Here is a 25,203-nt window from a genome sequence, read left to right on the forward strand (position 1 = left end):
CAGACATTTCGACAACGCCCAGGACCGTAGGCAAAGACGTCCTGGGGTCCGTGACCCGTGTGCTCTCGTCCTGGCCGGCCCTGTGGGTCGCGTTCGCCCTGGTGCACGGCTGGATCATCCTGCAGGCCTGGGTCTTCGACGGGCAGATCCTCGGCGACGTCAACCTGTACGAGTGGTGGGTCCGCAACGGCATGAACGCTGGGTCGTGGCCAGTCTTCGACTACGACTGGGTTTACCCGCTCGGCGCCCTGGCGCCGATGTGGGTCCCGGCCCTGTTCACCGAGTCGACGCACGCCTACTACTGGGTGTGGATGGGCATGGTGACGGCCGCGAACGCCTGCGCCGTGATCGTGCTCGGCCAGGCCCGCCCGCGTGGCCGCGTCGCCGTCTGGTACTGGCTCGCCTTCCTCGTGGCGCTCGGCCCCATCTGGATCGGCCGGCTCGACGGCCTGCTCGCGCCGATCATCCTCGTTGCTCTCCTCGTGGCGGCCAAGCGGCCGGCCCTCGCGATGGCGCTGGCCACCGTGGGCGCGTGGATCAAGATCGCCCCGGGCGCGGTGGCCCTCGCCCTGGCCGCGACGGCGTCGAGCGCCAAGGGATTCCTCCGGAACGTGGTGCTGCCCGGCGCAGCGGTGTGCGCCGTCGTGATCGGCGTGGCCTTCGCGGGCGGGGCCCAGGACAACGTGCTCGACGTGTTCGGCGAGCAGGGCGAGCGCCAGCTGCAGGTAGAGGCCGTCGCCGCCACGCCGTTCACCGTGGCGCGGCTCTGGGACTCCTCGATCCAGGTCGAGTACGACGACGTCATCTACACCTACGAGGTGCTCGGCGAGAGGGCCGACGCCGTCGCACAAGCGCTCGACGTCGCCCTCCCCATCGCCGCGATCGGGATCGCGCTGCTCATGTGGTGGGCGGCCCGACCTCGTCCAGACCGCGTCGGGGACATCCTGCTGATCGGCGCGGCCGCGGAGCTGCTGGCCCTCATGGTCTTCAACAAGGTGGGCTCGCCGCAGTTCATCGCGTGGATCGGCCCGCCGATCGCGGCGGCGATCGCGCTCGGCACTCGCAGCCAGGGCACGCGCCGCACGTGGTTCCTGCCCGCGCTCGGCACCGTGATCGTCGCGCGGCTGACCATGGAGATCTACCCGCTGCAGTACCCCGAGTTCCTCGGCGGCTGGCCGCTGGCCACCAGCATCGGCGCCCTGCGCAACGCGCTGCTCGTGGCGCTCCTGGTCGGCGCGATCGTCCGGCTCGTCCAGGTCGCCCGCTCTCGGATGCACACCCCCAAGCGCGTCGAGGGCCCGCACAGCTAGTTGAAGGCTGTTGCCGCACGTTCTTCCCCGAGCCAGGTGCCTGATGGCTCCGATACGGTCAGGAACGTGACATCGTGCGCAGCGGTTACCGTCTCGACGCCACCCGTTCCCCGACTCGCCGCACGGAAGACGTCGTCTGGACATCGACGACCGGCAGGTTCGTAGGGTGCGAGTAGCCATCGTTGCGGAGAGTTTCCTCCCGCAGGTCAACGGAGTCACCAACTCCGTCCTGCGGGTCCTTGAGCACCTCCACGAACGGGGGGACCAGGCAATGGTCCTCGCGCCGGACGCCGACGCCTCCATCGGTCACGTCCCGCCGTTCGTCAGCGGTGCCCCGGTGGTCGAGCTCGGCTCGATCGGCTTTCCCGGGTACCCGGACGTGCGGGTCGTCGTCGGCAAGAAGTGGCGCACCGAGCGCACGCTGGCGACCTTCGCGCCCGACGTCGTCCATCTCGCGTCGCCGTTCATCCTCGGCTGGCGCGGCATCCTCGCCGCCGAGCGCCTGCGCCTGCCGAGCGTCGCCGTCTACCAGACCGAGGTGCCCGGTTATGCGGCGCGCTACGGCCTGGGCGGCTTCGAGCCGCTGCTCTGGAAGCGGGTCAAGGACATCCACGAGCGCGCGACGATGACGCTCGCGCCGTCGAGCGCGACCATGCGCCAGCTGGAGAACCACGGCATCCCCAACCTGCGCCTGTGGGGGCGGGGCGTCGACACGAAGGTGTTCCACCCGAGGTTCCGGGACGAGGCCTGGCGCCGCAGGATCGGCGCCGGCCGGGACATCCTTGTGGGCTACGTGGGCCGCCTGGCCGCGGAGAAGCAGGTCGAGGCGCTGCGTGTGCTGCAGGACGTGCCGAACGTGCGCCTGGTGATCGTCGGTGACGGGCCCGAGCGGGAGGACCTGCAGCACGACCTGCCCGGCGCCTACTTCACGGGCCTGCTGCGCGGGGCCGAGCTGTCCCGGGCCATGGCGAGCCTCGACGTTTTTGTGCACCCGGGCGAGCTGGAGACCTTCGGCCAGACGCTGCAGGAGGCGCACGCCAGCGGCGTCCCGGTCGTGGCGCCGGCCGCTGGTGGCCCGCTGGACATCGTCCGGCACTCCCATGACGGCTGGCTGTACCCTCCAGGTGATCACAAGGCGCTCCGCGCTCACGTCGTCGACCTGGTGGGCGACGAACGCAAGCGGCGCGCCTTCGGGACTGCGGCCCGAGAGCGCGCCGAGGGCCGCACGTGGCACGACATCTGCTCCGAGCTCGTGGGGCACTACGACGACGCGATCCGGGTGCACGCGAGAGCCGGCTCAGCGGAGGTATAACTTGCGAATCGTCCACGTCGCGAACTTCTACAGCCCTCGTTCCGGGGGCATCCGAACTGCGATGCACGCGATGGCCGGGCAGTATCTGTCCCGGGGGCACGAACCCGTGCTCGTCGTGCCGGGCAAGCGGGACGGGGTTTCCGTAGTGGACGGTGTCAGGCTCGTCAGCCTCGCGGCGCCGCGCGTGCCGTTCTCGGGCGGGTACCGCGCCGTGGTGCAGCCCGGCAAGATGCGGGGCCTGCTCGAGACGATCGCGCCGGACCGGCTCGAGGTCAGCGACCGCACCACGCTCGCGGGGCTCGGCGACTGGGCCCGGGAGGCCGGCGTCCCGTCCCTGATGATGCTCCACGAGCGGGTCGACGGCGTGCTGCGCTCCTGGATTCCCGGCGCAGCCGAGGGCGGTCACGTGGCGGCGTTCGGCGCGACGGTGACACCCGCTCTGGCCGACCGGTACAACCGCGCCACGCTCACCCGGTTCGACCGGCTCGTGGCCACCACCCAGTTCGCCGCCGGCGAGGTGGAACGCCTGGCCGCCCGCACCCGGGGCGCCGCGCTCCCGCCCCTGTACCGCGTGCCGCTGGGTGTGGACCTGGAGCAGTTCCGGCCCGACCGGTACTCCGACGAGGCGCGCGCCGAGTACGCGCCGCCCGGGACCGCGCTGATCGTGCTCGCGAGCCGCCAGTCCGCGGAGAAGCGGCCGGACCTCGCGGTCGACGCCGCCGCGCAGCTCCTGCGGGACGGCCGCCCAGTGCGACTCGTCGTCGCGGGCTCCGGGCCGCTCCTGCCGAAGATGCGGAACCGGGCCGAGGCCGCCGGTCTGCCGCACCGGTTCCTCTCGTTCGTCCCCGACCGCGACCGGCTCGCAACCCTGCTCAGCTGCGCCGACGTCGTCATCGCGCCCGGACCGATCGAGACCTTCGGGCTCGCGGCGCTGGAGGCGCTGGCGTCCGGGACGCCGGTGGTCTGCAGCTCGTCGAGCGCGCTGCCCGAGGTGGTCGGCACCGCCGGCGCCTCGGCGGCGCCGGACGCGGCTGCGCTCGCCCTGGCTCTGCACGACGTGCTGGACCGCGATCCGATCCGGCGGCGCAAGGACGCCCGCGCGCGCGCCGAGCTGTTCCCGTGGAGCGCCACCGGGGACGCAATGCTCGAGCTGCACTCTCGCAGGGCCTTCGACCTGACGGCGGACCCGATCCAGGTAGGCACCGTGGAGCGTCGGTGAGATGACGGCACCGGCGGGACGTGAGCGCTGCTCTCGACTGCTCGCCCTCGGTGACTCGATCACCGTGGGTGTGGGCGACACCGTCGGCCCCGACGCCGAGTACGGCCCGGGCTGGGCCGCCCATCTCGCCACCGTGCTCGGCATGGAGGCGTTCACGAACCTCGCCTCCAACGGCGCACGCTCCCACGACGTCGCGCGCACGCAGCTCGACGCCGCACTGGCGCTGCGGCCTCGGGTCGCCACGGTGCTGGTGGGTGGCAACGACGTGCTGCGCAGCGACTTCGACGCGCGGCTCACGCTCACGGACCTGCACCGGAGCGTCAGCGAGCTGGTTCGCGGCGGCGCCGACGTCGTGCTGGTGCGCCTGCCCGTGATCGGCCTCTTCGAGCTCAGCCCCCGACTGGTGCGGCACGTGATGCGGCGCCGGGTCGCGGCGATCAACGCGGCGGTCGATGAGGTCGCGGTGGCGGTGGGCGCGGCGGAGGCGTCAGCGCCGGGACCGGGCAACGGACCGAAGTCGGCGCGCGGCCGGGTCGTCGTAGTGGATGCGACGCAGGCGATCGCTTCCGCCGGCGCCAAGGCCTGGCACGTGGACCGGGTGCACCCGTCACCTGCCGGACACCGCCGGCTGGCGCTGGCCGCCGCGACCGCCCTGGCCGACCTGGACCCGGCGTACCTGGCCGCCCTGGTCCCGCCCTCCGAGAACGGCGCTGTGTCACCGGCGTCGACCGCCAGGAAGGCAACGCAATTCTCGCCCGCCGAGGTCGGCACCGGCACGCCCCGGGCAGCGGCCCTCGCGGCCCTGCTGCCCGAGGCGCCCGACCCGCCGTCCGTGTGGCAACGAGTGGTCTGGCTCCTGCGGGCTGGGCTGCCCTGGTGCCTACGGCGGGGCCGGGACTTCCTGCCCGGCCTGCTCCGCGCGGTTGTGCACGACCTACGGGCGGAACGGGCGTTTACGCCCGGCGGCATGCTGACGAGCTTCGCCGACTCCGGCCTGGACCCGCGCCGGCGCATCGGCCGGGGCTGACTCGCGGCCGGTCGAGCGGCACGATCAGGCCAGCGGCATCAGCCCGCGCTCCGCGAATACCTTCCTGGCGGCGCCGACAGCGTTCAGCGCGCGCGGGAACCCGCAGTAGACGGCGCTGTGCAGAAAGACCTCGATGATCTGCTCAGGGGTCAGCCCGACGTTGAGCGACGCATCGATGTGCACCTCGAGCTGTGCCTCGCTGCCACCGAGCGCGGTGAGTATGCCGAGGGTGACGAGCTGACGCTGCTGCGGCTCCAGCTCAGACCGGGCGTAGATGTCCCCGTAGCCCCACGCGACGATCTGGTGCCCGAGCTCGGGAGCGATGTCCGCCAGAGAGTCGATGACGCTGTGGCCGGGGTCGTCGTGGATGGAGTCCAGGACCGCCTTGCCGGATGCGAACCGCTCTGCGCGCAACGCCTCGTTCTCGGACATCGTTTTCTCCCTCTGAGCCGCCGTCAGGGTGCTGCAGGCTCGTTCGATGGACACCGGAGCTAGCGCCGGGTGGGCGCGCCCCAAGTCCAGCCCATGATCACGCATGGACGCAAGAGCATCTGCGCAGGTCACGATCACTTTTTACAGTCGGCTGCCCGACGGCGATCACCACCGCTCCTGGCGTCCACCGCTGAGCGGGTCGACACTAAGCGGATCACGGCGCCGGACGGGAAGGAAGGCCGAGCGATGAGGAACGTGCCGCGGCACGCCCGGAGCGGTTCTGCCCGGTCTCGCCGACCTGCCCGGCCAGTGAACCAGCAGGGCACGAGCACACCGCTCCGGCGTGCTGCCCAGGCCGCCTACACCCGCTCGGACCGGACCATCCCGTTCGAGCGACGCGCGCCGGCCCGGCAGACCTACTGGGTCCAGGCCACGCGGCGTGCGCTGGAGGCAGCCCTCGACCCGAGCGAGCTGTCCGGGGTGATCGCTGCACACAGCCAGTACGACTACGACGCCTCCAGCGGCATGTACCGGTGCGTCTGCGGCTGGTACCTGACCCGGGACTGGCAGGAGCACACGGCCGCCGTGATCCGCTCCCACCTCCTGGGCGGCAGCCGGTCAGGGTCGTTGCCGTGGCTGCGCTACCGGGTTCCGTAGGGCGATCGGCTGTACGTGTCCATCTGACGACGAGCGCTCCCAGGCCCAGACCGGCGTGAAAGCGGACCGCTACGCGGGATCGATCAGCGTGCGGATGACGGTGACGACGGCGGTCGTGTCGTGTCCGGTCGCGTCGTGGCGGGTCACGCGTTCCAGGGAGACAGTGCGGGGCTGCTCGCAGATCGCGTAGGAGCTCGGTGCTACCTGGACGCGAGTGGGCCACGGCTTGTCGGTGCTCGTCAGGGGAACAACGATCGCCAGCCGCATGGCTCGGTGCTGGCGGGCGCTGGACAGCACCAGGTGCGGCCGGCGCTTCGCCTGCTCTCGGCCGACCGTGGGGTCCATGGACAGCCAGATGACATCGCCGCGCTGAACGTTCACGCGGTGGACTCCTGGGCACGGATCATCTGCTCTTCGGCGGCGTACTCACCCTCGGCGGGCCATGCGCCCTCTTCGCGGGCCTGGGCCTCGTACTCGTCAGGGTCGATGGCGTCCATCGCTTCCCAGAACTGGCGGCGCTCGTGCTCCTCGATGAGGGCGGTGACGGTCTCGTCGGCCGTCTTGAGCGGCTTGCCATGGAACGTGACGTGCGCAAGCCGCTGCCGCGTGGTGCGGGCAATGGTGATGGTCGTTGTCTCGTTCATGAGATCTACAATGACAGGTTCCATGACACGTGTGAACCCCATCTGGACCACAACGCTGTCCATACGGACCACACAGCCGTCCATGCGGACACCACAGCTGCTGACACTCGCGAGGCTCGTCGGCATACTGTGAGCCGCTTGGGCGTCGAAAGTTTGGACGGACTGGATCCCATGTTGAGGATGTCTAAGGAAAAGATCTCCGTGGTCGACGGGACCTGCGCGGAACGGTTCAGCTGGCCGGTCGAACACCTCGGGCAGGATGAGCACGGCACATGGCTGGGCGCGCGGCGCGGGAACCCGGTCCGTCAGCCCGACGGCCGCCGCGAAGAAGCTCAGGAACACGATGCCGTCTGGCTTGTCGCGGAGGGCGCATGGTGCCTGCCCGCCTTCTGGTTCACCGACTCGACCGACCTCACTATCGACATCTGCACACCGCCGAGGCTCGATGGAGGCGTGTGGACCTTCGTCGATCTGGAGCTGGACCTGTTTCGCAACGCCGATGGTTGCGCCGGCATCGTCGACCAGGACGAGTTCGACGAGCTGGCTCTGTCCGGACACCTCACCGACAGCCAGGTAGCGACCGCAACCGAGGTCGCACAATCGTTGCTGCCTCTCGTGCAGATGGAGGCAGAACCCTTCGGCGGAGCAGCGAGAGCATGGCTGCGGTCACTTCGCTCATAGCGGTTCTCGTCGATCCCCACCGAGCTGACGAAGAACTGCGATTCGGACGGTAAATGGACGGCACGGCATGACGAAGGCCCCCAGATCCGCATAGTTCTGCGGTTGGGGGCCTTCAGTGTGCGGTAGCGGTGGGGTTATGCCGCGACCTTGTATGGGTTCGCACGCGTCAGTACGCAGCCCCTCTGACCTGCAAGAACACAGGCTCGTGTTGATACTGGGCAGGATCGAGTGGGACGCGTCAGGATCAGAAAGACGGGGGTAAGACGGGTCCTGCGGCCACCTGAAACCAAGCCGCCGCCGACCTGGCGATGAACACCCAACCCGCGAACCGGCGCTCGACCGCGCACTGAGGCTAGCTCGGTCTTCCGACAGGATGCCGTGAGGGAGCCGCACGCCACTCCGTCACGCCCTTCGCTCAGCGGTCACCTGCTCGCCATCGGTAAACCCGCGCAAAGGCCTTAATGTCACCCGCCTCGACGCCCTTGATTTTGGGAAGAGCGCCGTCATGAAGGCCCGCCAACCCTTCTTCCAGAAATGCGATCTCGCGCACGGTGAACACAGGAACGCTGATCTCAAACGCATCCTCATCGGCTCGGATAAATTCGAGATCCTCGAACCGGCAAGTGTCAATTGTGCGATCCATGACCGGACTCGTCACGATGCCGCCCCATGTCTGCATCTTTGCGCCGTCCGCGTAATGGAAATTGAAGAGTTGTCGCATTGGGAGACCGTGGGCTTCTCGACTGGCCGTGTGAGCACGAGCCTGAAGAATGCCTCGTTGGACCTTAGCTGGACCCCATCCCGCCATGTCCTTTTCTGACAGATCATCATCGACCAGATCGCCTAGATTATTGCGTACATTATCCAGGCGGTCCCCTGGCCTGACGCCCGAGGATGCTCCATTTATCGTCACAATGACGACGCTGCCGGGACAGCACGATCGAATCACGAAATCCACGTCGTGCAAGACCCCGGTTGTAAGCACATCAGTATAATCTAGCCAGACAATGCTCGGAATCGTCCAGTCGACCTCAGGTAGTTGGTCACGCGCTTCACCCATCAGCAGACGAATGCTCCGGTACGGCTTATTGAACTCCAGGCGATGTTGCATCTGGGTATCGCGTTCGATGCTCGTCATCTTTGGAATTCCAAGAGCCCGGTGAAATTCAACAAAGTCAATAAACTCCAGGCCGCCAAAACCAACGTACTGATAGCTATCAAAAGGAGCGATCTGCGTCAATCGTCGACTGGCGTCCACGATCATCTTCCGCTGCGCAGCCTTGGCCGGCCGGAACTCGTAAGTTTGCGCCATTAGTCAATCTCTTGGTCATAGAAGTAGTCGAACGTCAAGCGACCGACTTCTGACCCACTACTTGCACCCAGTAGATCCGCGACCTCTTTGAACTTGTCAAGGTCCACGGTGTACTGGACGCGCTGAATTCGTGGCGCTGGAGACCTTGGCTTTGCTGGCGGGGAAGCTGGTGCGACCATCTGAGCCGAAACAGCGAGGGACGCAATTGGCTGCTCTGGCGCCGCATCGAATGCAGCAACAATCTCCGGCTTCTCGTCCTCATCTTCGATCCGCGCGCGAACCTGCTTCTCACGGTTGAGCACCGCCTGTACAGCAACAAGTGTGGTCTTCATCTCGGACTGGACCGCGCGAAAGACAGGCGAGTCCCTGTCCACCGCTGTCTTTGTAGTGTTCCAAGGCAGAAGGCCAGCATCGTCCGATGACAGGTACACGAACCCCCGAAAGCGGCGATACTGTGGGTGATACGCAGCCGCAGGGTTTCCCCACCCTGTTATGGGGCTTCGGTCCGCCACGAGAAGCAAGCGGTCGTTGCAGAACAGGTACCAACCAGCGTCTCCCGGATCCTGGAAGTTCTCTGCCTGGCCGTCGTCCTCAAAACCTCGGTCCTTCTCGCGCCGTGTCGCGACGGTGCCAGCGTAAAGCTTGACATCGACGACACCTTCTCCTGATCTGACCTGAAACTCCTTAAATACAGGCTTGACCACATCGGAGACCTGAAGCGCCGGCCGAGATGCCGCGAGGGGCTCACCCCCGTTTAGATAGATCTTCAGACCGTGCTGAATCGACTCCTGATGACGGACGCGAAGTTCCGTTCGCAACAGTTTTTGCACGGAAGGATCACAGAGATCATCCTGCACACTCTGGTGGAGATCCGTGATTGCGATCGTGGTCCCCCGAACTTCATCGGGAGGAAGTGAAATACCTTCTTGGACGGTATCGAACTCGAACGTCCAGTCCTGCTGTTGCGCCCATTCTTCAACATCGACGGCCAGCTTGAACTGCGAGTCCTGACCCCTAGCATTAGGATCACGATAGGCAGATTCAACCTCGAAAGCGCTCCCAATCTTGAAGATCGCACGTTTCATCCCGACACCGAATTGGCCCACCGATCGCTTCACTCCGGCGAAGTCGCGTGAGCGGCCGAACCGGAACGCATAGTGCCTAGCGATGCTCGCAGAGATGCCACCAGAGTTGTCGGAGATGGTGAAGGCCTCCTCCGAGAGGTCGATTTTCACCCATTGGCCGGCGAGATCACCGTCTGGATGGAGGTCACGCGCACCGTCGACACTGTTGTCCACTAGGTCGACGACTGCTGGCAGCAGCTCGATGTCCTTCGTCAACATCTCGATGAAGAAGCGTTTTTCAGCGCCTGCGTCCACGGTCGTGTCAGTGTCGGATGTCACCATGGAGTCATGATGCCCGAAACCTACCCCTTGGGTCGATGGCTCCCTGCGGTGGGGCTGGCGTTCGGGCGACCGATGTGCGATCGTCCTCAGGTGCATGCAACCCCCGCTCGTGACCGCCTCACCAGGCCGATCGCCGTCGACCTGTTCTCCGGAGCCGGTGGCATGAGCCTGGGCTTCGAGCAGGCGGGGTTCGACGTCGTAGCAGCAGTCGAATACGATCCCGTCCACGCAGCGACGCACGCATTCAATTTCCCGCAGAGCGAGGTTCTGTGCCGAGATATATCCCGCATTTCTGCAACGGACGTGATGGGTGCTGCCGCACGTGGATTCAGGCGTTCTCGGCCGGGCATACCTTGGCCAGGACGCATTGACGCACTCATAGGCGGCCCACCGTGTCAGGGGTTTTCATCGGGCGGGAAGCGCGAAGAAGGCGATGAGCGCAATAATCTTCTGCTCCACTTTGTTCGCCTGGTTGAAGAGTTGAGGCCTCAGACCTTTTGCCTTGAGAACGTTGCAGGCCTCCTTGAATCCAAATTTGATTCAATCCGGACTGCAGCATTCGCCCGCCTGGTCTCTGCGGGGTACACGTTGTCCGGCACCGATGCGCCGGTGAACAGTCTGAATTTCGCCGTGCCGCAGACACGGCGCCGCGTGATAGTGCTGGGCTCGCTCGGCGGCATCGCCCCGATTCGACCAATTCCGGTGCAGGGAGAGATCACGGTGAAGGAGGCTTTCGAGGGGCTTCCGTCGCCTTTCAACTATGACGAGCTGCTTGGGGCGGACGAAGTGGAGCTGCGTGTCGAAGATGCTCTCCTTAGAACTTCCATCAAGAGTTCGTATGCGCGCCAGCTTGCTGGCATCGATCCGTTGCCGGGGGATAAGTCGAGGCCGCGATTGTGGGAGAGCCAGCGGTTGACTGGTTCGCGCCGCACGACGCACACCGCAGAGACCATCGAGCGCTTCGGAGCTACCGCGCAGGGGGCCGTCGAACAGAAGAGTCGTCTGTATCGGCTGCCTCTGAAAGGACCATCCAGGACGCTGCGAGCCGGCACCGGATCTGAGCGCGGAGCCCATACCTCACCGCGACCGATCCATCCGTTGGAGAATCGAGTCATCACGGTTCGTGAGGCCGCCCGGCTGCATGGGTACCCCGATTGGTTCCGGTTTCACACGACAAACTGGCACGGTCATCGCCAAGTCGGAAATAGCGTCCCCCCGCCGCTTGCCCGTGCGGCGGCGAAGTCTCTACTCAAGACGCTTCGCTATGCTCCCAGTGCGCTGCGGACTGCAGTGTCGCTCGGCGACGCGAGCCTGCTCATGCTCTCTAGGACTCTCGCGCAGGCGGTCATGGACGCGCGGACCGATGAGATCCCTGCCTCAAGAGATCGCGGATTCCGATCAGTCGTTAGCGATCACCTGTTAGACGAGACGGCCGAGGCTGGCTGATGCTTGAGCATCGGTTGCTGGGAGCGCTCAGTGTCCCGCTGGCCGTACGGGGTAGATCAGAGGGTCACCCGCCAGTAGCCGGCGTTCTAGGAGGCCGACGGCGTCGCTGACCCACTCGATATGGGCCACATCGGTACGCGAGTTGGTTGTCACGTCCACAAGCTCTGTGTTTAGCCATCTGAGCCAAGCGACGAACTCACTGTCATCGGGACGGGCAAACTCGGCTGTCTTGAGCGCAAGGTGCGCGGCCTGCATGAGCTCGTTGACCAGGTCCTCCGGCAACTCGACGTAATCCGGGGTGCCGGCCGCCACCTTCGTAAATTCGGTGGCGAACTCGTGGATCCTCAGCGCCGCAGTCAACGCCCGGTCCCGATCCTGTGCTGCGGCATTGGCCTCGATAGCCGTTTTGGTGGTGCGTAGTGCGATCACTGCGGCGACTGCACCACCGATGATCGCGCCGAGAAATCCATCGAACAGGCTCAGCGTCACGGTCTCCCACGTCATCGGCCGACCGTAGCTTGGCCAGGGGGGCCACGGCGCCGAAGCGCTGGCAGTTGCAGGACGGTTCACCCTCCCAAGCCGTCGTGCACCTGCTAGCAGCTCGGCGTTAGCAGCGCTAGACATCGTCAAGAACAGAGGCGCCGACCTCCATCAAGTGGGGGCCTCTCGCTTGACCGAAGGGCGTGCAAGTAGGCCATCGACGCAATTACGAGAGCGCGCCGACAATCGCCAACCACTCGCGTGCCGAGGTTCGGACCGTGGCGTAGTCACCGGTTGCCATGCTGTCGCCGACGAGGTCGGAGCCGACGCCGAGGGCGACCGCTCCGGCGTCGAGCCAGGAGCGGGCATCCTCTCGGGTGATCGTTCCGGTGGGCATAATCCCGGCGTCGGGCAGTGGCGGCAGGAGCTGCCATAGGAACTTCGGGCTGTGCGAGCTAGCGGGGAAGAGCTTGACCACCTCGGCACCTGCCTGAGTGGCGGCGTCGATCTCGCTGGGTGTGAACACGCCGGGCACGAACGCGATATCGCGTTCCCGGGCGTATTCGACCACGGGCATGGACATGCTCGGCGCAACGAGGAAGTTCGCGCCAGCGTCGATGGCTCGCTGCGCGTCGGCGACGTTCCGCACTGTGCCAGCGCCGATGTACGCGGTGTCGCCGAGGCGGGCTGCGACCTTGGTGACCACGGATAGAACCTCTGGCCCGGCGATCGGGAACTCAAGTGCTCGGATGCCCTCGGACACCAACACTTCGGCGACGTCGGCAAGGCGATCGACGTCTTCGCCGCGCAGGATCGCGAGGAGACGGGCTTCTCGGATGGCTTCGGCCGCGCTCGACGGACGCGCGGTCATGCTGCCGCCGTCACGGTGGCGAGCATCTTGGTTGCCTGGCTCTGCAGCGGCTCACTGGATGCGGAGTTGTCGATGATGACGTGGTCTGCCACTGGCAGGAAGTCGAGGTTGATTCCCGCGACGTAGTGGTTCCAGTCCGCGAGCTTGCCCGTGTCGCGGGCGGCTCCGCGGCGCTTGAGGTAGGTGTGCATCGTGCTGGCGTCGCAGCGGACCCAGACCAGAGTCAGGCCGACCCCTGCGGCGTTCAGGCGGGTGTTGACCCGCTCGATCCAAGCCGCGTCCTGGAACTCTCGGATGAATGGCGCCGTGACGACCAGCCCGACGCCGACATCCGCGTTCTCCTGAATGGTCGCCAGCACCGCTTCGTACTCGTGCGGGCGAACCTGCTCAAGGTAGGTCTGTGACTCGCGATCGTGCGCTGGTTGCCCGAGCTCTTCGAGAAGTCGCTCGACCACGGCCCTCGTGGTCGTGTCCTTATCGATGATGGCGGTGCCGGTGAGGCGTGACAGCACGCGGCTCAGCTCCGACTTACCCGAGCCCGCGTAGCCACCGATCAGGAACGTGTGCGGCTGGTGCGGCTCACCGTTCGCGGTTGGCGAGGTGATACCGCTCCGGACGATCCGGCGTGAGCGGGAAACGGCCTCGACGAGGCCGTCTTTGACGAGGTGCTCCATCGCCTTGTTGACGGCCCAGGTGCTTACACCCATCTGGTCGGCGAGATCGCGGGACGAGGCAAGTGCCTCCCCGTCGCGGAGCCTGCCCGCCTCGATGTCATTCCGGATGATTCGTTCCACCCGTTCGACCTTCTTACCGCCCACGTCCTCGGCGCTGTACTGCGGCATGTGACCTACCTCACATTAATGAACTCTCAACTGGATGGTTCCAGCCTAACAACTGGGTTGGTGAGGATCATCCACTGGCTGCGCGCGTCCGCCAAACCGGCTTGTTCGAGCCAACCAGTTGACATGGTGAACAACCCAACTGCTAGTTTTCCTCTCAACAGGTCTGTGACCGGCGACATAGAGCCACGTCACAGACAGGGTTCTCGGGCCGATGGACGGTCCGAGGTCACGGCATCGAGGAGAACGTCATGTCGAGGTACCGCATCGGGGCGCTGGACTCAGCGCGTCAGTACTTGTTCGAGGCCGGTCACGCACTGGGTGCGGCCGCCCGGGCCCTGGTCACGCACGGTCACGGCCGAGAGGACGACGGCACCGCCGAGGTCGGCCGTGAGGCGCTGGCCATGTCGGTCCGCACCGAGGAACTGAAGGCCACCGTCCGCGAGGCACACGAGGCGGCTCGCGCCGCTGAGGTACAGGACGACGAGAGCACTGGGGGCAATCGATGATCCCGGCCGCTCTCGTCGTCCTGTACGCCGTTGTGGCGGTAGTCCTGCTCGGAGCGGCGGTGATCGCATGGGCTCGCTGAACACATTCACGGCCTACGACGCGTTCGCCGCCGAGCCGTCGTTGACCGCCCTCGCCGCCATTGCCGCCGAGGAGCCCGTCATCGCTGCCGAGGTCGCCGTAGTCGATGCCGAGTGCCGCCTTGCGGCCTCGCCCGACGAGGTCGCAGTCAAGGCCCACCGCCGCGCGGTGGTCGCCCTGAACGTCGCCATGCGGACCGCTGTCGAGACCCGCACCAACCGCGCCACGTCTACGGCCCCGGTGTTCGCGCCGGGTGACCCGCTCCGGACGGCCCGCCGGGTCGTCATCCTTCCTGCTGTCCGTACCGCCTGAGAGGAAAATCCCATGGCTGTTCAGATGTCACTGTTCGCGTTCCTGCTGCTCATCACGGCGGCTCTGTTCTGGAAGAACAAGCTCAAGGTGTCGACCGCGCTGTGGATCATGCTCGTCATGTCGGCCGCGCCCCTGAGCATGACCGGCGCAATCCAGAACGGCACCGGCACCGCGGTGGGCTGGATCTTCGAGACCATCGCCGCCATGTTCGCGGGTGCCTGAGCATGACGACCCCCAACGAGTCCATGCCTGGCACCCCCGATGACGGGCTGCCCGGTGCTGACGAGCTGCAGGCGTGGGTGTTCGGCCCCGGTCACGAGGTCGAGGCCTACGGGCTGGACCAGGGCACCGCTCTGGTCCAGCCGGACGGCACCGAGCCTGAGGACGACAACGTGCTGACGGGCGAGGTGATCGACGCCCCGACCGAGCCCGAGGCGGCGCCTGCCCCCAAGGGGCCCCGGGTGATCGAGCAGCGCCCGGCCGACCGGCGCGAGGTGCTGCCGGACTGGCTCAAGTCGCGTGAGGCGTTCCTGGCCACCGCCCGGTGGGCCGTGGGCTACTCCAGCCACGTGTGCGCCTACCACGCGGTGCGCCTGCCGCTGTATGCGCTGCGGCTGGCCGGTCGTGCCCCGATCGGTGCGGGCCGCATCACCTCCACCGTATGGCGGTGGGCGGCCGACTCGGAGAACGTCGAGGTCCGCCGTGCTCTGCTGGCCGCGACCAAGTCCGACCCGGCGGCGTACCTCAAGGTTCGTGGCGACGCCCGTTCCGTGACCCGCCGTCGTGGCGCTCTGGCGGTGTTCGGCCTCGCTACGGCGTCGGCCGCTGTCGCTGGTGTCGCGGTGGCGGCCGACCCGATCTGGCAGGCCGCCACCGCCGCCGTAGCGCTCGGGGTGCTGGGCGTCGTCGGCCGTAACCGTGAGGCCACGATCGCGGGCAACGCGACGTCGTCCGCGAAGATCCCGCCGCTCACCGGTGACCTCATCAAGGAAGCGCTGGTGTCTCTGCGCCTGGGGTCGGTCAACTCCGGGGTGCGGCAGGACGAGCGCGCTATCCGGTTCCTGTCGATCGTGCGGGACGGTGCCGGGTTCCGTGCCGACATCGACCTGCCGCCGGGCGCGACCGCCGGTGAGGTCATGGAGAAGCGTTCCCAGCTCGCGTCCGGGCTGCGCCGCCCGATCGGGTGCGTGTGGCCCGAGGGCGACCCCGAGGTCCACGAGGGCCGCCTGATCCTCTACGTCGGCGACAAGTCGCTCTCGCAGTCCGACCCCACCCCGTGGCCGCTGGCGCGCAAAGGCACGGTGAACGTGTTCGAGCCGTTCCGGGTCGGGGTGGACCAGCGCGGCCGCAAGGTGGACATGACCCTCATGTACGCCTCCGGCATCGTCGGCAGCATCCCGCGTATGGGCAAGACGTTCACGCTGCGCCTGCTGCTGCTCGCGGCCGCGCTGGACCCGCGGGTGGAGATCCACGCGCACGACCTGCGCGGCGGCGCCGACCTCGACCCCCTGGCCAAGGTCGCGCACTACTACCGCTCCGGTGACGACCCCGAGGACATCGCCGCCCTGCTGGCCGGGCTCAAGGCTGTGCAGAAGGAGATGCGCCGCCGGTACAAGCTCATCCGTACCCTGCCCAAGGACATCTGCCCCGAGGGCAAGGTCACCGACGCCCTGGCCAGTGACAAGCGGCTGGGCATGCACCCGATCTTCATGGCCTACGACGAGACCCAGGTCATGTATGAGCACCCCACCCACGGCGCCGAGATCCGGGCCGTGGCGGAGGACATCGTCCGTCGTGGTCCGGCCGCCGGGATCATGCTGTGGCACGCCACCCAGCGCCCCGACGACAAGTCCATCCCGACCGCCGTGTCTGCCAACGCCGTGCTGCGCATCTGCCTCAAGGTCATGGGGTGGCGCGAGAACGACATGGTGCTCGGGACCGGGGCGTACAAGGCCGGGATCAACGCCACGATGTTCAACCGCACCGACCGGGGCGTGGCCTACCTCGCCGGTGAGGGCAACGACCCCGTCATCCTGCGCGGCGACTACATCGACGCCCCCACCGCCGAGACCATCGCCGACCGCGCTCGCGCCATCCGGGAGGCCGAGGGCCGCCTCACGGGTATGGCCGCCGGCGACGAGCCCGCCGACACCGACCACTCCACGATCCTGGACCACCTGCTGGCCGTCTGGCCCGCCGATGACCCCAAGTGGCCCAACGGCAAGGTCTGGGGCGACGAGCTCGCCGCCCGCCTGGCCGAGCACAAGCCCACCTTCTACGAGGGCTGGGACGCCGCGCAGGTCCACGCCGCCGCCAAGCGCCACGGCGTGATGTCCAAGTCCGTCAAGCACGGCACCGGCGCGAACAACGTCCGACGCGGCCTGGTCCGCGCCGACGTCGTCGCCGCCCTGCCGGACGCCCTGCCCGACTTCACCGCACTGATCCCCGAGCACGACGAGACCACGGAGGACTGACCCATGGCCAAGGACAAGAGCAGCAAGGACAGCAAGAGCGGCAAGAGCTGGCAGGAGACGAAGCAGTGGGGCGACACCGCCTCCACCTGGTCTGGCTTCGGCAAGAAGGTCGCCGGGAAGCGCGGCGAGCAGTGGGGCCGCAAGGCAGACGACTCGATCCGCAAGTCCGCCGAGGATCGCGCCAAGCGCGACGGCTGGTGGTAACCGCACGTCCCCCGCACGACCTGACCCGTTCAACCTGAGAGGAGCACCACCATGAGCACAACCGACCACACCACCACCCGCCCCAGCGGCTCCCGCCGCCTGGTCCTGACCGGCGCCGTCTCCGTCGCCCTCATCTCCACCTTCTCGGCCTACCTCGCGATGGTTGCGTTCGGCATCGACGTCCTGAGCATGGACCCCGTCACCGCCTACACCACCGTCGGAGTCTTCGAGCTCTCGCTGGTCACGGTCGCTCTGCTGGCTCGTGAGGCTGCCCGGGACAACAGGCCCGGCGGCGTGCTGCTGTCGCTCACCTGGATCCTGTCCACGGCGTCGGGTGTGTTCGCCGCGATCCACGAGGTCTACATGGGCCACCCCGGCGGCGCGACAGCGTTCCGGTTCATCGTGCCCCTGCTGGCCGCGCTCATGTGGCACCTCGCCCTCATCGGTGACCGCCACCTCGCGTCCGGCGCGTCCTGGTCCGGCATGCGGCAGTCCATGCGGATGCACGCACTGTTCCTCACCACCGAGGACGCTGTCCGGGCACACGCCGCCGACGACGGCACCCCCGCCGCCCGCCGCGCGATCGCCAAGGCCGAGGCCCGGCGCCGACAGGCCCGCGCCATCGCGCTCAAGTCGGTGCCGCCCGCCCAGATGCGCACCCAGACCGGCGCCTGGCTGGACTCGCTGGGCGCCGTCGCGGACGCCGTGACCGACGTAGCCCGCCTGCACGTCGAGGCCAACAACCGCGTCGCCGGACACCTCACCACCCCCACGCCGTCCGGGCACGTGTCCGGGCCGGACTACACCGACCGGACCGCCGAGTCTGTCCGGGCTGAACTCGCAGACCTGGCCGGACTGTCCGCGACCCCGGCAGCCGGACAGGACACACCCCGTGTCCGGGCCGCTGTCCGAACCACTGTCCGACCCACGCCGCGCCGGACCGTCCGCCCGGCCGGACCCACCAACGCCGACCGGACTGTCCGCCTGGGCATCGTGTCCGGGCTGCTGGACACCAACCCGGACGCCACCGCGACCGACGCCCTGTCCGCCCTCGCTGGGGCCGGACACCACGTGACCGACCGCACTGCACGCCGCCTGCTGGCCGACGCCCGCCCCCACACCGACCCGATCCCGGACTGGTCGGTGGACCCGGCCGTGCTGCTCGCCACGGTCAAGGCCTGACCTGCCGCCCCGTCGACCCCACCGCCACCTGACCAGCGCCACCCCGTCACCGACACAGGAGGAACCGTGAACCCGAACGACACCATGAGCCCGACCCGCGTGATCGAGACGCTGCGGCCCGTCAACCGGGCACTGACCTGGGGCCTGTTCGCCTCCCTGGCCGTGACCACCGCAGGGCTGGCCACCGGCACGAACTGGCTGGTCGACCTCGGCTGCGCCGGGATCGTCCTCAACGGCCCGGCCGGAGTCCTGACGATGCTGACCATGCTCGTCGCCCAGGTCATCGCCGACGCCCTCGCCACCGAGGCCGACGAGGTAGCCCGCACCACCCCCGCCGGCCCCATCGAGGCCACGGCGAACGGTAGCGAGAGCCCCGCTACCGGTAGCGGCCCCGCTACCCCCGAAAACCGCAGGATCCTGCGGAAGTAGCGGGGTAGCAGCCCCGACGCTGCACCCCCGAAACACCCCCTGAACCCACCGCCAAGGGCACGGCGGGCCGCGACCGCTACCGCCGTGCCCCTACCCCACCCATGCCAAAAACAGGCCGCTGAACAGGAAGGACAACCGCCATGACCACCACCACCGCTCCACCGCTCGCCGCCGGTCGGGCCTACGACCCGCAGGTGTTCGCCGCATGGCTGAACGGCTACGAAACAGGCGAGCACGTCGGAACCACCCTCGGCACCCGGGACGCCTGGAAGCAGGGCTACGACGCCGGGCACACCGACGGGATCCAGGCCGGGCGACGTCAGCTGGACGCCGAGCTGGAGGCTGCCGCCGACGCGCATAGTGCGCGGTGGCGGGCAGACCTCCAGGCCAGCGCGAACCGGCCCGCGTACGACGAGCTGTGCGACCGCCGCGCCGCGTCGGACGACGAACGTGCCCGCGAGGCCAAGAGCGCCGCTGTCCAGCGCGGCCTTGCCGAGGGCGCCGTCGTCGAACGTGCCCGCGCAGCCCGGCAACGCCAGATCCTGCGGCGCAACGGCGTCGTGCCCATGCACACCGCGACCGGGCACGTCTACCCGCCGAACTGGCCCGAGTCGGAGCGGTACTGCGCGCACGCCGTCGCCGTCGTGGCCGCCACCGGCTCACCCACCCGGCCCGCCATCACCTCCGGCTCTGCCGCTGCTGCGGCATGAGCGACCCCGTCGAGCACGACCACGTCACCGAGGGAGACACCACCATGAGCACCCGCTACCGGCACCCGACCGCTGTCCCGTCCGCTGATCTTGGCCCGTGGTTCGTGGTCGAGGTCCCTGCGGACTTCACCAGCCGCAGCGTCCATCGGCGCACGGTCACGACCTGGGTCTACCTGTCCGGGACCTACCTCGTGCGTCCCGTCACCGACCTGCTGGGCAACGACCTCGCGGTGACCGAGCTGGACGTCATCATCACCACCCGCAACGAGCCCGCCTACGGCTGGACCTGGCCGTTCGGGCGGCGCACCACCCACCCCGGCACACCCACCGTCGTCACCGCCGTCTGGCCGATCGACAACCTGATCCACGGGGCCCCGGCCGTCCTGGAGGACGACGCCCACACCGTGGCCGGCACGTTCCGCCGCGTCGCATGAACACCGTGCCCACCACCACACCCGCACCCGCCGCACCCGCACCTCAGGAGAGCGTCATGACCACGAACACCACCGCCCTGCCGTCACTGCCGGGCAACCCGTACGAGGCGGCCGACTGGCTCGTCGCCCGCCACGACTGGCCCCGCAGCCTGGTCGCCCGCGTGATCCTGCGCGGCGCGGAGCACCCGCACTGGCTGGACCAGCTCGCCGACGCGGTCACCGACCTGGACACCTACACCGCTGCGTGGCGCCGGTACGAGGACACCCACCCCGCGCCGTCGACCACCTACGCGACCGACGCGGACTGGGAGGCCTGGGAGGCCTCCGGCCCGACCCCGAGCGAGGCCGCCCGAGCGCTGAACGTGATGTCCGGTGGTGAGGCACGCATGTGCCGCCTGGTCGCCACCCTGCACCCCACTCGCCGCGTGAACTGGCACCTGGCCGATCTGGAGTTCGACGAACGGGGCGCGGCGTTCTTTCTGGACTGGGCCGCCGTCGCCCTGACGGGGCTCGCGTGGGACGGCGCATCGGCCCGTGCCCTTAACGCGCTGCTGGCGGTGGCCCGATGACCTCGATCACGTACGGACCGTTGCGTGTGGGCGGGTTGTTCGCCGGGTACGGCGGGCTGGAGCTGGCCCTGCGGCAAGTGTTCGGCACCGTGCGCCTGGTGTGGGTCTCAGAGGTCGATCCCGCTGCGTGCCGCATCCTCGAGACGCGGTTTCCCGGCGTGCCGAACCTCGGCGACGTCACCACCGTCAACTGGGCCGCCGCGGCGCCGATCGATGTGCTGACGGGCGGGTCGCCGTGTCAGGACCTTTCCCAGGCCGGCAAGCGCCTCGGGATGACCGAGGGCACCCGCTCGAACCTGTGGGTCGCGATGCGTGAGGCCATCGCGATTACCCGCCCCCGACTCGTCGTATGGGAGAACGTCCGTGGAGCCTATTCAGCCTGCGCACAGTCAGAGGTCGATAGCGAGCTGGGACCCTGCCCGCGATGCCTGGATCCGGACACCACTGCAGGACATGCTCCCCATCTTCGAGCCCTCGGACGTGTACTCGGAGACCTTTCCAGTCTCGGGTATGACGCTGCATGGGTCGGCCTACGCGCTGCCGACGTCGGCGCCCCGCACGGCCGGTTCCGCGTCTTCGTCGTCGCCTGGGACACCCGCACCGAGGACACCGCCGGTCCCGCCTGGGTGGGCGGGGGAGCCGCTGCTGCCGACGCCGAAGACCACCGACGCGAAGGGAGCCTCGCCGGGCGACCTGCGCCGCTCCGAGCCGGGGTTGCGGGCGTTGCCGCTGCTGCTGGCGACGCCGACCGCGCAGCTCGCGACGAACGGCGGGAGCCAGGAACCGGCGAAGCGCCGGCGGGGTGGGCATCAGCCGACGCTGGCCGACCAGATGGAGCACCTGTAGCACTGCTGCCCACGCCGAGGGCCACGGACGGCACCAAGGGTGGCCCGAACCAGCGCGGGTCCTCCGGTGACCTGATGCTGCCCAGCGCGGTCACGCTGCTGCCGACACCGAAGGCGAGCAACAACGAGAACCGGCAGAGCGCCGACCGGTACGGCCCGAACCTCGGCATGGCCCTCGGGACAACCCCGGGATGGGACGACCGGCCCGAGTTCGGGACCTACACCCCGGCCATCGAACGGTGGGAGCCGATCCTCGGACGACTCGCGCCGGCGCCCACCGAGCCGACCGGTCGCGGTGGTGCGCAGCGCCTGGGACCGCGGTTCGTCGAGTGGATGCAGGGCCTGCCCGAGGGGTGGGTCACCGACACCGACACCAGCCGCAACGAACAGCTCCAAGCCCTGGGCAACGGCGTCGTCCCACAGCAAGCCGCCCAGGCACTGCACCGCCTCCTAGAAATCCGTGCCGCCGCGCTCAACGGTCAGCACGAACTCACTGAGCGCAAAGCCAGCGTCCGCACCAACCTCGCAGCCTGACGGAAGGAACCCGCATGTCCCTCACCCCGCTCTTGACCTCACGGCTCGATGCTCGCGCCCTGACCCCTGCTGAGGCAGCAAGGGCGCTATGCGCGCAGACCGACCCTGAGGTGTGGTTCCCAGAGGCCGGGACCAGCGCCCGCGGCGCCCAAGCGATATGCGCCCGGTGCCTGATTGCGGCCCGGTGCCTGATTGCGGCCCGGTGCCTGGCTGTGGCGTTGGCCCGCAACGAGCGGGACGGCGTCTGGGGCGGCACCACCCCCAACCAGCGCCGAGCCCTCCGCCGTCGCACCCGGACCACCCAGCCCGACGCTGCCGCCGCTGCGGCCGCCTGAAAGGACACACGATGACTGCCACCACGAGCCATGTGCAGCCCGAGCTGCCCGACGACGCCGCGACCGAGAACGGTGCTGTCCTGCTGGACCAGGTCCGTTCTGCCCTGTCCCGGTACGTGATCCTCCCGGACGAGCACGCCATGACCGGTGTCGTCCTGTGGATCGCCGCTACGCACGCCATGCCGGCATGGACCCACGCCACCCGCCTGGTCATCTGGGCGCCGGAGAAGGCGTGCGGCAAGTCCCGCCTGATGCAGCTCATCCGGGCCATGTGCCACCGCGAGCTGATGGCGATCAACGTCTCGTCGTCGGCGATGTACCGGGCGATCTCCGGTGCTGAGTCCGACCCGCCCACCGTGCTGCTGGACGAGGCAGACACCGTGTTCGGCGCCAAGGCCGCCGGAGACGAGGACCTGCGCGGTCTGCTGAACGGCGGGTTCGAGCGCGGCGCGTACACGCTGCGCTACAACGCCGCCCGCGACGACGTCGACAAGCTCTCCACGTTCGCCATGGCCGCCCTGGCAGGCATCGGCCGGATGCCCGACACCATCGAGGACCGGGCCGTGCTGATCAGCATGCGCCGCCGCAAGCCCGGCGAGGAAGTCGCCCCCTACCGCAAGCGCCGCGACGGCGCACCCCTCGACCGGCTCCGTGTGCGACTGAACCGGTGGGTCCGGGCCAACATGCAGACCCTGGAGCTGGCCGTTCCCCCGATGCCGGTCGAGGACCGTCCCGCCGACCTGTGGGAACCCCTGGTCGCTGTCGCGGACCTCGCCGGCGGTGACTGGCCCGAGAAGGCACGCCGGGCCGCCGTCAAGCTCACCCAGGCCCGCGACGACTCCGCCAAGGCATCCCTGACCACACAACTCCTAAGGGACATCCGTACCGCGTTCGGCGACGCGGACGCCCTGCCGTCCGTCGCGCTGCTGGGCCGCCTCACCGCCAACGAGGAAGCGCCGTGGGCGACCTACGGACCCAAGGGCCTGTCCACGCACAAACTCGGCGCCCTGCTGCGCGAGTACGCCATCGGGGCCGGCGTCCTGAACCTGCCCACAGGGCAGGCCCGGGGCTACCTGCGGTCCGACTTCGAGGACGCCTGGGGCCGCTACTGCCCCGAGACGCCGGTACCCGATCAGGGGACCCAAGTGTCAGAAGTGTCAAAGCGTCAACCGACCAACGAAAGCGCAGGTCAGACCCCATAAATCAGCCTGACACTTCGCCTCGACCTATGTGTCAGCGAAGTGTCAGCGCCCGACCGCTGACACTTCGCTGACACTTCAAAATCTCAAAGTGTCAGCCCAAAAAACACCGCCTGACCTGGGCGGACACCTGCCCGCTGACACTTTGACACTTCTGACACTTACCCCTGCCCAAAGTCGCTAGTGCAGTGCCGCGAAAGGAACCAACGATGAGCACCGACACGCTCCCGACGCCCCTCAAGAAGAGACTGATGACGCCCGAGGAACTCGCCGACTATCTCAGCGTGACGCTCCACTGCGTCTACGCCTGGTCCAGCCGCGGGGGCGGTCCCCGCGTGCTGCGCGTCGGCGGTCGACTGCGGTATCGCGAGACCGACGTCGAGGCCTGGCTAGACAGCGTCGGCGACGAGCGGAAGGCCGGCTGATGGGCCGGGGCCGTCCGCCACTGGAGCCCGGACGCTGGGGCGAGATCAACCCGAAAGAGGTCCGTCCCGGCGTGTGGCGCGCACGCACCAAGTACCGCGCGTTTACTGGCGCCACCAGCGAGCCCGAAGCGTTCGGTAAGTCCAGGGGCGCCGCGAAGCGAAAGCTGGAAGACAAGCTGCACGCGATGTCCGGCACCGGCGCCGCCGATGGCGTTGTGCCCATCACGAGCACGACGAAAATGACCGACGCAATCGATGAATGGGTTCGTGAGCGCAAACAGGAGGGGGAAGACGGCATCACGTCTCAGTCGCTCATCACGTACGGGAGCACGATCAAGAACCACGTACGCCCCGGGCTCGGAAAACTGCGGGTGCGCGAGGTCACCCCGGTAGCCGTGAACCGACTACTCGCAGCGCTCCACGCCGCCGGGAAGTACGACACTGCACGCCAGGCAAACAACGTCCTGACACAGATCATGGGTATGTGCGTGCGGTATGGCGCCATCGCAACGAACCCTGTCCGCGACGCCGCGCCGGTACGCAAACCTCGCCGGCGCAAAGAGATCCGCACACTGTCGCTGGATGAGGTCGCCATCCTCAGGAAGGCGGTGCGCGTCTGGGAGGATCGTCCAGCGAAGCGGGGCGTACGGAACGTCACGCTCCTACCCGAAATCGTGGACACGATGCTCGGCACCGGGCTCCGGATCGGTGAGGTTCTCGCTCTCCGCGAGGAAGACCTGGACCTCCACAGCGAGGCTCCAACGCTGACCGTCAACGGGACCGTCGTTCGCGCCGAGGTGCCCGACGCAAACGGGGATCCCAAGAGGCGACTCATTCGGCAGACGAAGCCCAAGACCGATTCCTCGGTTCACACGGTGACCCTTCCCGGGTTCGTCGTCGCCGCAATACGGACCGCTCTGGACCTCGCGCTCGACGGCGGCCCGGACGGTCTGCTGTTCCCGTCGACTGCGGGGACGGTGCGCTCGCCAGGCCGGGTGCGCGAGCAACTGAAGCAAGCGCTGCACGGTACGGGCGTGACCGTGCGTCCGCATGACTTCCGCCGGACGGTCGCTGACCACCTTGACGAGGAAGTCGACACGAAGACCGCCGCCGCCCAGCTCGGGCACTCATCGGAGGCGACGACGCTGCGGCACTACGTGCGGCGGAAGAACATCGCACCCGATGTTCGGACGGTTCTCGACATGCTCATCGCGGGTACGACGGACAGCCCTGCCGAGGAAAAAAGCGGGAATTAGGCGGGAGCAGCGGTAGAAAAACTGAGCCCCTGACCAGCGTTTGCGCTGGTCAGGGGCTCAGTTTGTCACTC

Annotated in this window: 31 protein-coding genes and 1 pseudogene; 24 read left to right on the forward strand and 8 right to left on the reverse strand. The window is 68.1% G+C overall.

All coding sequences use genetic code 11. The features are described from left to right. Positions 1 to 50: 50 nt before the first annotated feature. The 4 genes from AB1046_RS14960 (at position 51) to AB1046_RS14975 (ending at position 4,868) form a co-directional block, all read left to right on the forward strand. Positions 51 to 1,310 (forward strand): hypothetical protein, encoded by a 1,260-nt coding sequence (locus AB1046_RS14960; RefSeq protein WP_369370102.1) that lies wholly within the window; start codon positions 51 to 53, stop codon positions 1,308 to 1,310. A gap of 166 nt (positions 1,311 to 1,476) precedes the next feature. Beyond that, a complete protein-coding gene (locus AB1046_RS14965; protein ID WP_369370103.1) occupies positions 1,477 to 2,622 on the forward strand; it encodes a glycosyltransferase family 4 protein in 1,146 nt (381 codons plus the stop codon). A 1-nt stretch (position 2,623) separates the two neighbouring features. Then, positions 2,624 to 3,841, forward strand: coding sequence for a glycosyltransferase (locus AB1046_RS14970; protein WP_369370104.1), 1,218 nt, complete (start codon positions 2,624 to 2,626; stop codon positions 3,839 to 3,841). Position 3,842: 1 nt separating this feature from the next. Beyond that, positions 3,843 to 4,868, forward strand: a complete 1,026-nt coding sequence (locus AB1046_RS14975) for an SGNH/GDSL hydrolase family protein (protein WP_369370105.1) — start codon at positions 3,843 to 3,845, stop codon at positions 4,866 to 4,868. A gap of 24 nt (positions 4,869 to 4,892) precedes the next feature. On the opposite strand, the gene AB1046_RS14980 is transcribed toward AB1046_RS14975, so the two are convergent. Next, a complete protein-coding gene (locus AB1046_RS14980; protein WP_369370106.1) occupies positions 4,893 to 5,300 on the reverse strand; it encodes a carboxymuconolactone decarboxylase family protein in 408 nt (135 codons plus the stop codon). Positions 5,301 to 5,546: 246 nt separating this feature from the next. On the opposite strand from AB1046_RS14980, the gene AB1046_RS14985 reads away from it, so the two are divergent. Beyond that, positions 5,547 to 5,957: a hypothetical protein gene (locus tag AB1046_RS14985; RefSeq protein WP_369370107.1), complete on the forward strand. Its 411-nt coding sequence runs from the start codon at positions 5,547 to 5,549 to the stop codon at positions 5,955 to 5,957. Positions 5,958 to 6,026: 69 nt separating this feature from the next. Here AB1046_RS14985 and AB1046_RS14990 read toward each other — a convergent pair whose 3' ends face one another. Then, positions 6,027 to 6,338 carry a type II toxin-antitoxin system PemK/MazF family toxin gene (locus tag AB1046_RS14990; protein ID WP_369370108.1) on the reverse strand — a complete coding sequence of 104 codons (312 nt, stop codon included), beginning with the start codon at positions 6,336 to 6,338 and terminating at the stop codon, positions 6,027 to 6,029. Continuing rightward, positions 6,335 to 6,601: a hypothetical protein gene (locus AB1046_RS14995; protein WP_369370109.1), complete on the reverse strand. Its 267-nt coding sequence runs from the start codon at positions 6,599 to 6,601 to the stop codon at positions 6,335 to 6,337. The genes AB1046_RS14990 and AB1046_RS14995 overlap by 4 nt, the downstream gene beginning before the upstream one ends. Before the next feature lie 201 nt (positions 6,602 to 6,802). Here AB1046_RS14995 and AB1046_RS15000 point away from each other — a divergent pair, with 201 nt between their 5' ends. Continuing rightward, entirely contained in the window at positions 6,803 to 7,282 is a 480-nt protein-coding gene (locus AB1046_RS15000) for a DUF402 domain-containing protein (protein WP_369370110.1), read from the forward strand. Between the two features lie 415 nt (positions 7,283 to 7,697). On the opposite strand, the gene AB1046_RS15005 is transcribed toward AB1046_RS15000, so the two are convergent. Further along, the gene (locus AB1046_RS15005) at positions 7,698 to 8,594 is read right to left on the reverse strand and encodes an O-methyltransferase (protein ID WP_369370111.1); all 897 of its coding nucleotides are present in this window, start codon (positions 8,592 to 8,594) and stop codon (positions 7,698 to 7,700) included. Next, positions 8,594 to 10,000, reverse strand: coding sequence for an ATP-binding protein (locus tag AB1046_RS15010; RefSeq protein WP_369370112.1), 1,407 nt, complete (start codon positions 9,998 to 10,000; stop codon positions 8,594 to 8,596). The genes AB1046_RS15005 and AB1046_RS15010 overlap by 1 nt, the downstream gene beginning before the upstream one ends. A 6-nt stretch (positions 10,001 to 10,006) precedes the next feature. Between AB1046_RS15010 and AB1046_RS15015 the strand changes: the two genes are divergently transcribed. Further along, complete coding sequence (locus AB1046_RS15015) at positions 10,007 to 11,446, forward strand: DNA cytosine methyltransferase (protein ID WP_369370113.1); 1,440 nt, start codon at positions 10,007 to 10,009, stop codon at positions 11,444 to 11,446. A gap of 27 nt (positions 11,447 to 11,473) precedes the next feature. Here AB1046_RS15015 and AB1046_RS15020 read toward each other — a convergent pair whose 3' ends face one another. The 3 genes from AB1046_RS15020 to AB1046_RS15030 all read right to left on the reverse strand — a co-directional run bounded on the left by AB1046_RS15020 (position 11,474) and on the right by AB1046_RS15030 (position 13,639). After that, positions 11,474 to 11,950, reverse strand: coding sequence for a hypothetical protein (locus tag AB1046_RS15020; protein WP_369370114.1), 477 nt, complete (start codon positions 11,948 to 11,950; stop codon positions 11,474 to 11,476). A 202-nt stretch (positions 11,951 to 12,152) separates the two neighbouring features. After that, positions 12,153 to 12,797, reverse strand: coding sequence for a bifunctional 4-hydroxy-2-oxoglutarate aldolase/2-dehydro-3-deoxy-phosphogluconate aldolase (locus tag AB1046_RS15025; RefSeq protein WP_369370115.1), 645 nt, complete (start codon positions 12,795 to 12,797; stop codon positions 12,153 to 12,155). Continuing rightward, positions 12,794 to 13,639 (reverse strand): GntR family transcriptional regulator, encoded by an 846-nt coding sequence (locus tag AB1046_RS15030; RefSeq protein WP_369370116.1) that lies wholly within the window; start codon positions 13,637 to 13,639, stop codon positions 12,794 to 12,796. Before AB1046_RS15030 ends, AB1046_RS15025 begins: the two co-directional genes overlap by 4 nt. Before the next feature lie 248 nt (positions 13,640 to 13,887). Here AB1046_RS15030 and AB1046_RS15035 point away from each other — a divergent pair, with 248 nt between their 5' ends. From AB1046_RS15035 to xerC, 17 genes and pseudogenes are all read left to right on the forward strand, one after another. Next, positions 13,888 to 14,145, forward strand: coding sequence for a hypothetical protein (locus AB1046_RS15035; RefSeq protein WP_369370117.1), 258 nt, complete (start codon positions 13,888 to 13,890; stop codon positions 14,143 to 14,145). Between the two features lie 67 nt (positions 14,146 to 14,212). After that, complete coding sequence (locus tag AB1046_RS15040) at positions 14,213 to 14,536, forward strand: DUF6284 family protein (RefSeq protein ID WP_369370118.1); 324 nt, start codon at positions 14,213 to 14,215, stop codon at positions 14,534 to 14,536. Positions 14,537 to 14,548: 12 nt separating this feature from the next. After that, on the forward strand, positions 14,549 to 14,758 hold the full coding sequence (locus AB1046_RS15045) for a hypothetical protein (protein WP_369370119.1): 210 nt from the start codon (positions 14,549 to 14,551) through the stop codon (positions 14,756 to 14,758). 2 nt (positions 14,759 to 14,760) lie between these two features. Next, the gene (locus AB1046_RS15050) at positions 14,761 to 17,010 is read left to right on the forward strand and encodes a hypothetical protein (RefSeq protein ID WP_369370120.1); all 2,250 of its coding nucleotides are present in this window, start codon (positions 14,761 to 14,763) and stop codon (positions 17,008 to 17,010) included. Positions 17,011 to 17,013: 3 nt separating this feature from the next. Further along, complete coding sequence (locus tag AB1046_RS15055; RefSeq protein WP_369370121.1) at positions 17,014 to 17,214, forward strand: hypothetical protein; 201 nt, start codon at positions 17,014 to 17,016, stop codon at positions 17,212 to 17,214. Positions 17,215 to 17,265: 51 nt separating this feature from the next. Next, positions 17,266 to 18,396, forward strand: a complete 1,131-nt coding sequence (locus tag AB1046_RS15060) for a hypothetical protein (protein WP_369370122.1) — start codon at positions 17,266 to 17,268, stop codon at positions 18,394 to 18,396. 66 nt (positions 18,397 to 18,462) lie between these two features. Beyond that, positions 18,463 to 18,825, forward strand: coding sequence for a hypothetical protein (locus AB1046_RS15065; protein WP_369370123.1), 363 nt, complete (start codon positions 18,463 to 18,465; stop codon positions 18,823 to 18,825). 140 nt (positions 18,826 to 18,965) lie between these two features. Then, on the forward strand, positions 18,966 to 19,535 hold the full coding sequence (locus AB1046_RS15070) for a hypothetical protein (RefSeq protein WP_369370124.1): 570 nt from the start codon (positions 18,966 to 18,968) through the stop codon (positions 19,533 to 19,535). After that, positions 19,532 to 19,969: a hypothetical protein gene (locus tag AB1046_RS15075; RefSeq protein WP_369370125.1), complete on the forward strand. Its 438-nt coding sequence runs from the start codon at positions 19,532 to 19,534 to the stop codon at positions 19,967 to 19,969. The genes AB1046_RS15070 and AB1046_RS15075 overlap by 4 nt, the downstream gene beginning before the upstream one ends. A 56-nt stretch (positions 19,970 to 20,025) precedes the next feature. Beyond that, on the forward strand, positions 20,026 to 20,538 hold the full coding sequence (locus tag AB1046_RS15080; protein ID WP_369370126.1) for a hypothetical protein: 513 nt from the start codon (positions 20,026 to 20,028) through the stop codon (positions 20,536 to 20,538). After that, positions 20,535 to 20,903 (forward strand): annotated as a pseudogene (locus AB1046_RS15085) (DNA cytosine methyltransferase); the annotation flags it as partial. The gene AB1046_RS15080 and the pseudogene AB1046_RS15085, both read left to right, overlap by 4 nt. An 88-nt stretch (positions 20,904 to 20,991) precedes the next feature. Then, the gene (locus tag AB1046_RS15090) at positions 20,992 to 21,384 is read left to right on the forward strand and encodes a hypothetical protein (protein ID WP_369375843.1); all 393 of its coding nucleotides are present in this window, start codon (positions 20,992 to 20,994) and stop codon (positions 21,382 to 21,384) included. 74 nt (positions 21,385 to 21,458) lie between these two features. Next, positions 21,459 to 21,917, forward strand: a complete 459-nt coding sequence (locus tag AB1046_RS15095; protein ID WP_369375845.1) for a hypothetical protein — start codon at positions 21,459 to 21,461, stop codon at positions 21,915 to 21,917. Positions 21,918 to 21,931: 14 nt separating this feature from the next. After that, positions 21,932 to 22,252, forward strand: a complete 321-nt coding sequence (locus tag AB1046_RS15100) for a WhiB family transcriptional regulator (protein WP_369370127.1) — start codon at positions 21,932 to 21,934, stop codon at positions 22,250 to 22,252. Between the two features lie 11 nt (positions 22,253 to 22,263). After that, complete coding sequence (locus AB1046_RS15105) at positions 22,264 to 23,454, forward strand: DUF3631 domain-containing protein (RefSeq protein WP_369370128.1); 1,191 nt, start codon at positions 22,264 to 22,266, stop codon at positions 23,452 to 23,454. Positions 23,455 to 23,660: 206 nt separating this feature from the next. Beyond that, positions 23,661 to 23,876, forward strand: coding sequence for a helix-turn-helix transcriptional regulator (locus tag AB1046_RS15110; RefSeq protein ID WP_369370129.1), 216 nt, complete (start codon positions 23,661 to 23,663; stop codon positions 23,874 to 23,876). After that, the gene (gene xerC, locus AB1046_RS15115) at positions 23,876 to 25,132 is read left to right on the forward strand and encodes a tyrosine recombinase XerC (protein WP_369370130.1); all 1,257 of its coding nucleotides are present in this window, start codon (positions 23,876 to 23,878) and stop codon (positions 25,130 to 25,132) included. The genes AB1046_RS15110 and xerC overlap by 1 nt, the downstream gene beginning before the upstream one ends. Positions 25,133 to 25,203: the final 71 nt, after the last annotated feature.

The organism is Promicromonospora sp. Populi, assembly GCF_041081105.1.
GTDB lineage: Bacteria > Actinomycetota > Actinomycetes > Actinomycetales > Cellulomonadaceae > Promicromonospora.

Bases quoted from the DNA above. Each gene is read 5' to 3' on its own strand.
- AB1046_RS15060 (WP_369370122.1), top strand. From the start codon at position 17,266: ATGAGCACAACCGACCACACCACCACCCGCCCCAGCGGCTCCCGCCGC.
- AB1046_RS15005 (WP_369370111.1), bottom strand. From the start codon at position 8,594: ATGGCGCAAACTTACGAGTTCCGGCCGGCCAAGGCTGCGCAGCGGAAG.
- AB1046_RS15070 (WP_369370124.1), top strand. From the start codon at position 18,966: ATGACCACCACCACCGCTCCACCGCTCGCCGCCGGTCGGGCCTACGAC.
- AB1046_RS15050 (WP_369370120.1), top strand. From the start codon at position 14,761: ATGACGACCCCCAACGAGTCCATGCCTGGCACCCCCGATGACGGGCTG.
- AB1046_RS15075 (WP_369370125.1), top strand. From the start codon at position 19,532: ATGAGCGACCCCGTCGAGCACGACCACGTCACCGAGGGAGACACCACC.
- AB1046_RS14995 (WP_369370109.1), bottom strand. From the start codon at position 6,601: ATGAACGAGACAACGACCATCACCATTGCCCGCACCACGCGGCAGCGG.
- AB1046_RS15035 (WP_369370117.1), top strand. From the start codon at position 13,888: ATGTCGAGGTACCGCATCGGGGCGCTGGACTCAGCGCGTCAGTACTTG.
- AB1046_RS15055 (WP_369370121.1), top strand. From the start codon at position 17,014: ATGGCCAAGGACAAGAGCAGCAAGGACAGCAAGAGCGGCAAGAGCTGG.
- AB1046_RS15030 (WP_369370116.1), bottom strand. From the start codon at position 13,639: ATGCCGCAGTACAGCGCCGAGGACGTGGGCGGTAAGAAGGTCGAACGG.
- AB1046_RS15040 (WP_369370118.1), top strand. From the start codon at position 14,213: ATGGGCTCGCTGAACACATTCACGGCCTACGACGCGTTCGCCGCCGAG.
- AB1046_RS14980 (WP_369370106.1), bottom strand. From the start codon at position 5,300: ATGTCCGAGAACGAGGCGTTGCGCGCAGAGCGGTTCGCATCCGGCAAG.
- AB1046_RS15045 (WP_369370119.1), top strand. From the start codon at position 14,549: ATGGCTGTTCAGATGTCACTGTTCGCGTTCCTGCTGCTCATCACGGCG.
- AB1046_RS15080 (WP_369370126.1), top strand. From the start codon at position 20,026: ATGACCACGAACACCACCGCCCTGCCGTCACTGCCGGGCAACCCGTAC.
- AB1046_RS15015 (WP_369370113.1), top strand. From the start codon at position 10,007: ATGATGCCCGAAACCTACCCCTTGGGTCGATGGCTCCCTGCGGTGGGG.
- AB1046_RS14975 (WP_369370105.1), top strand. From the start codon at position 3,843: ATGACGGCACCGGCGGGACGTGAGCGCTGCTCTCGACTGCTCGCCCTC.
- AB1046_RS15110 (WP_369370129.1), top strand. From the start codon at position 23,661: ATGAGCACCGACACGCTCCCGACGCCCCTCAAGAAGAGACTGATGACG.
- AB1046_RS15090 (WP_369375843.1), top strand. From the start codon at position 20,992: ATGCTCCCCATCTTCGAGCCCTCGGACGTGTACTCGGAGACCTTTCCA.
- AB1046_RS14985 (WP_369370107.1), top strand. From the start codon at position 5,547: ATGAGGAACGTGCCGCGGCACGCCCGGAGCGGTTCTGCCCGGTCTCGC.
- xerC (WP_369370130.1), top strand. From the start codon at position 23,876: ATGGGCCGGGGCCGTCCGCCACTGGAGCCCGGACGCTGGGGCGAGATC.
- AB1046_RS15105 (WP_369370128.1), top strand. From the start codon at position 22,264: ATGACTGCCACCACGAGCCATGTGCAGCCCGAGCTGCCCGACGACGCC.
- AB1046_RS15020 (WP_369370114.1), bottom strand. From the start codon at position 11,950: ATGACGTGGGAGACCGTGACGCTGAGCCTGTTCGATGGATTTCTCGGC.
- AB1046_RS15025 (WP_369370115.1), bottom strand. From the start codon at position 12,797: ATGACCGCGCGTCCGTCGAGCGCGGCCGAAGCCATCCGAGAAGCCCGT.
- AB1046_RS15010 (WP_369370112.1), bottom strand. From the start codon at position 10,000: ATGGTGACATCCGACACTGACACGACCGTGGACGCAGGCGCTGAAAAA.
- AB1046_RS15095 (WP_369375845.1), top strand. From the start codon at position 21,459: ATGCTGCCCAGCGCGGTCACGCTGCTGCCGACACCGAAGGCGAGCAAC.
- AB1046_RS15100 (WP_369370127.1), top strand. From the start codon at position 21,932: ATGTCCCTCACCCCGCTCTTGACCTCACGGCTCGATGCTCGCGCCCTG.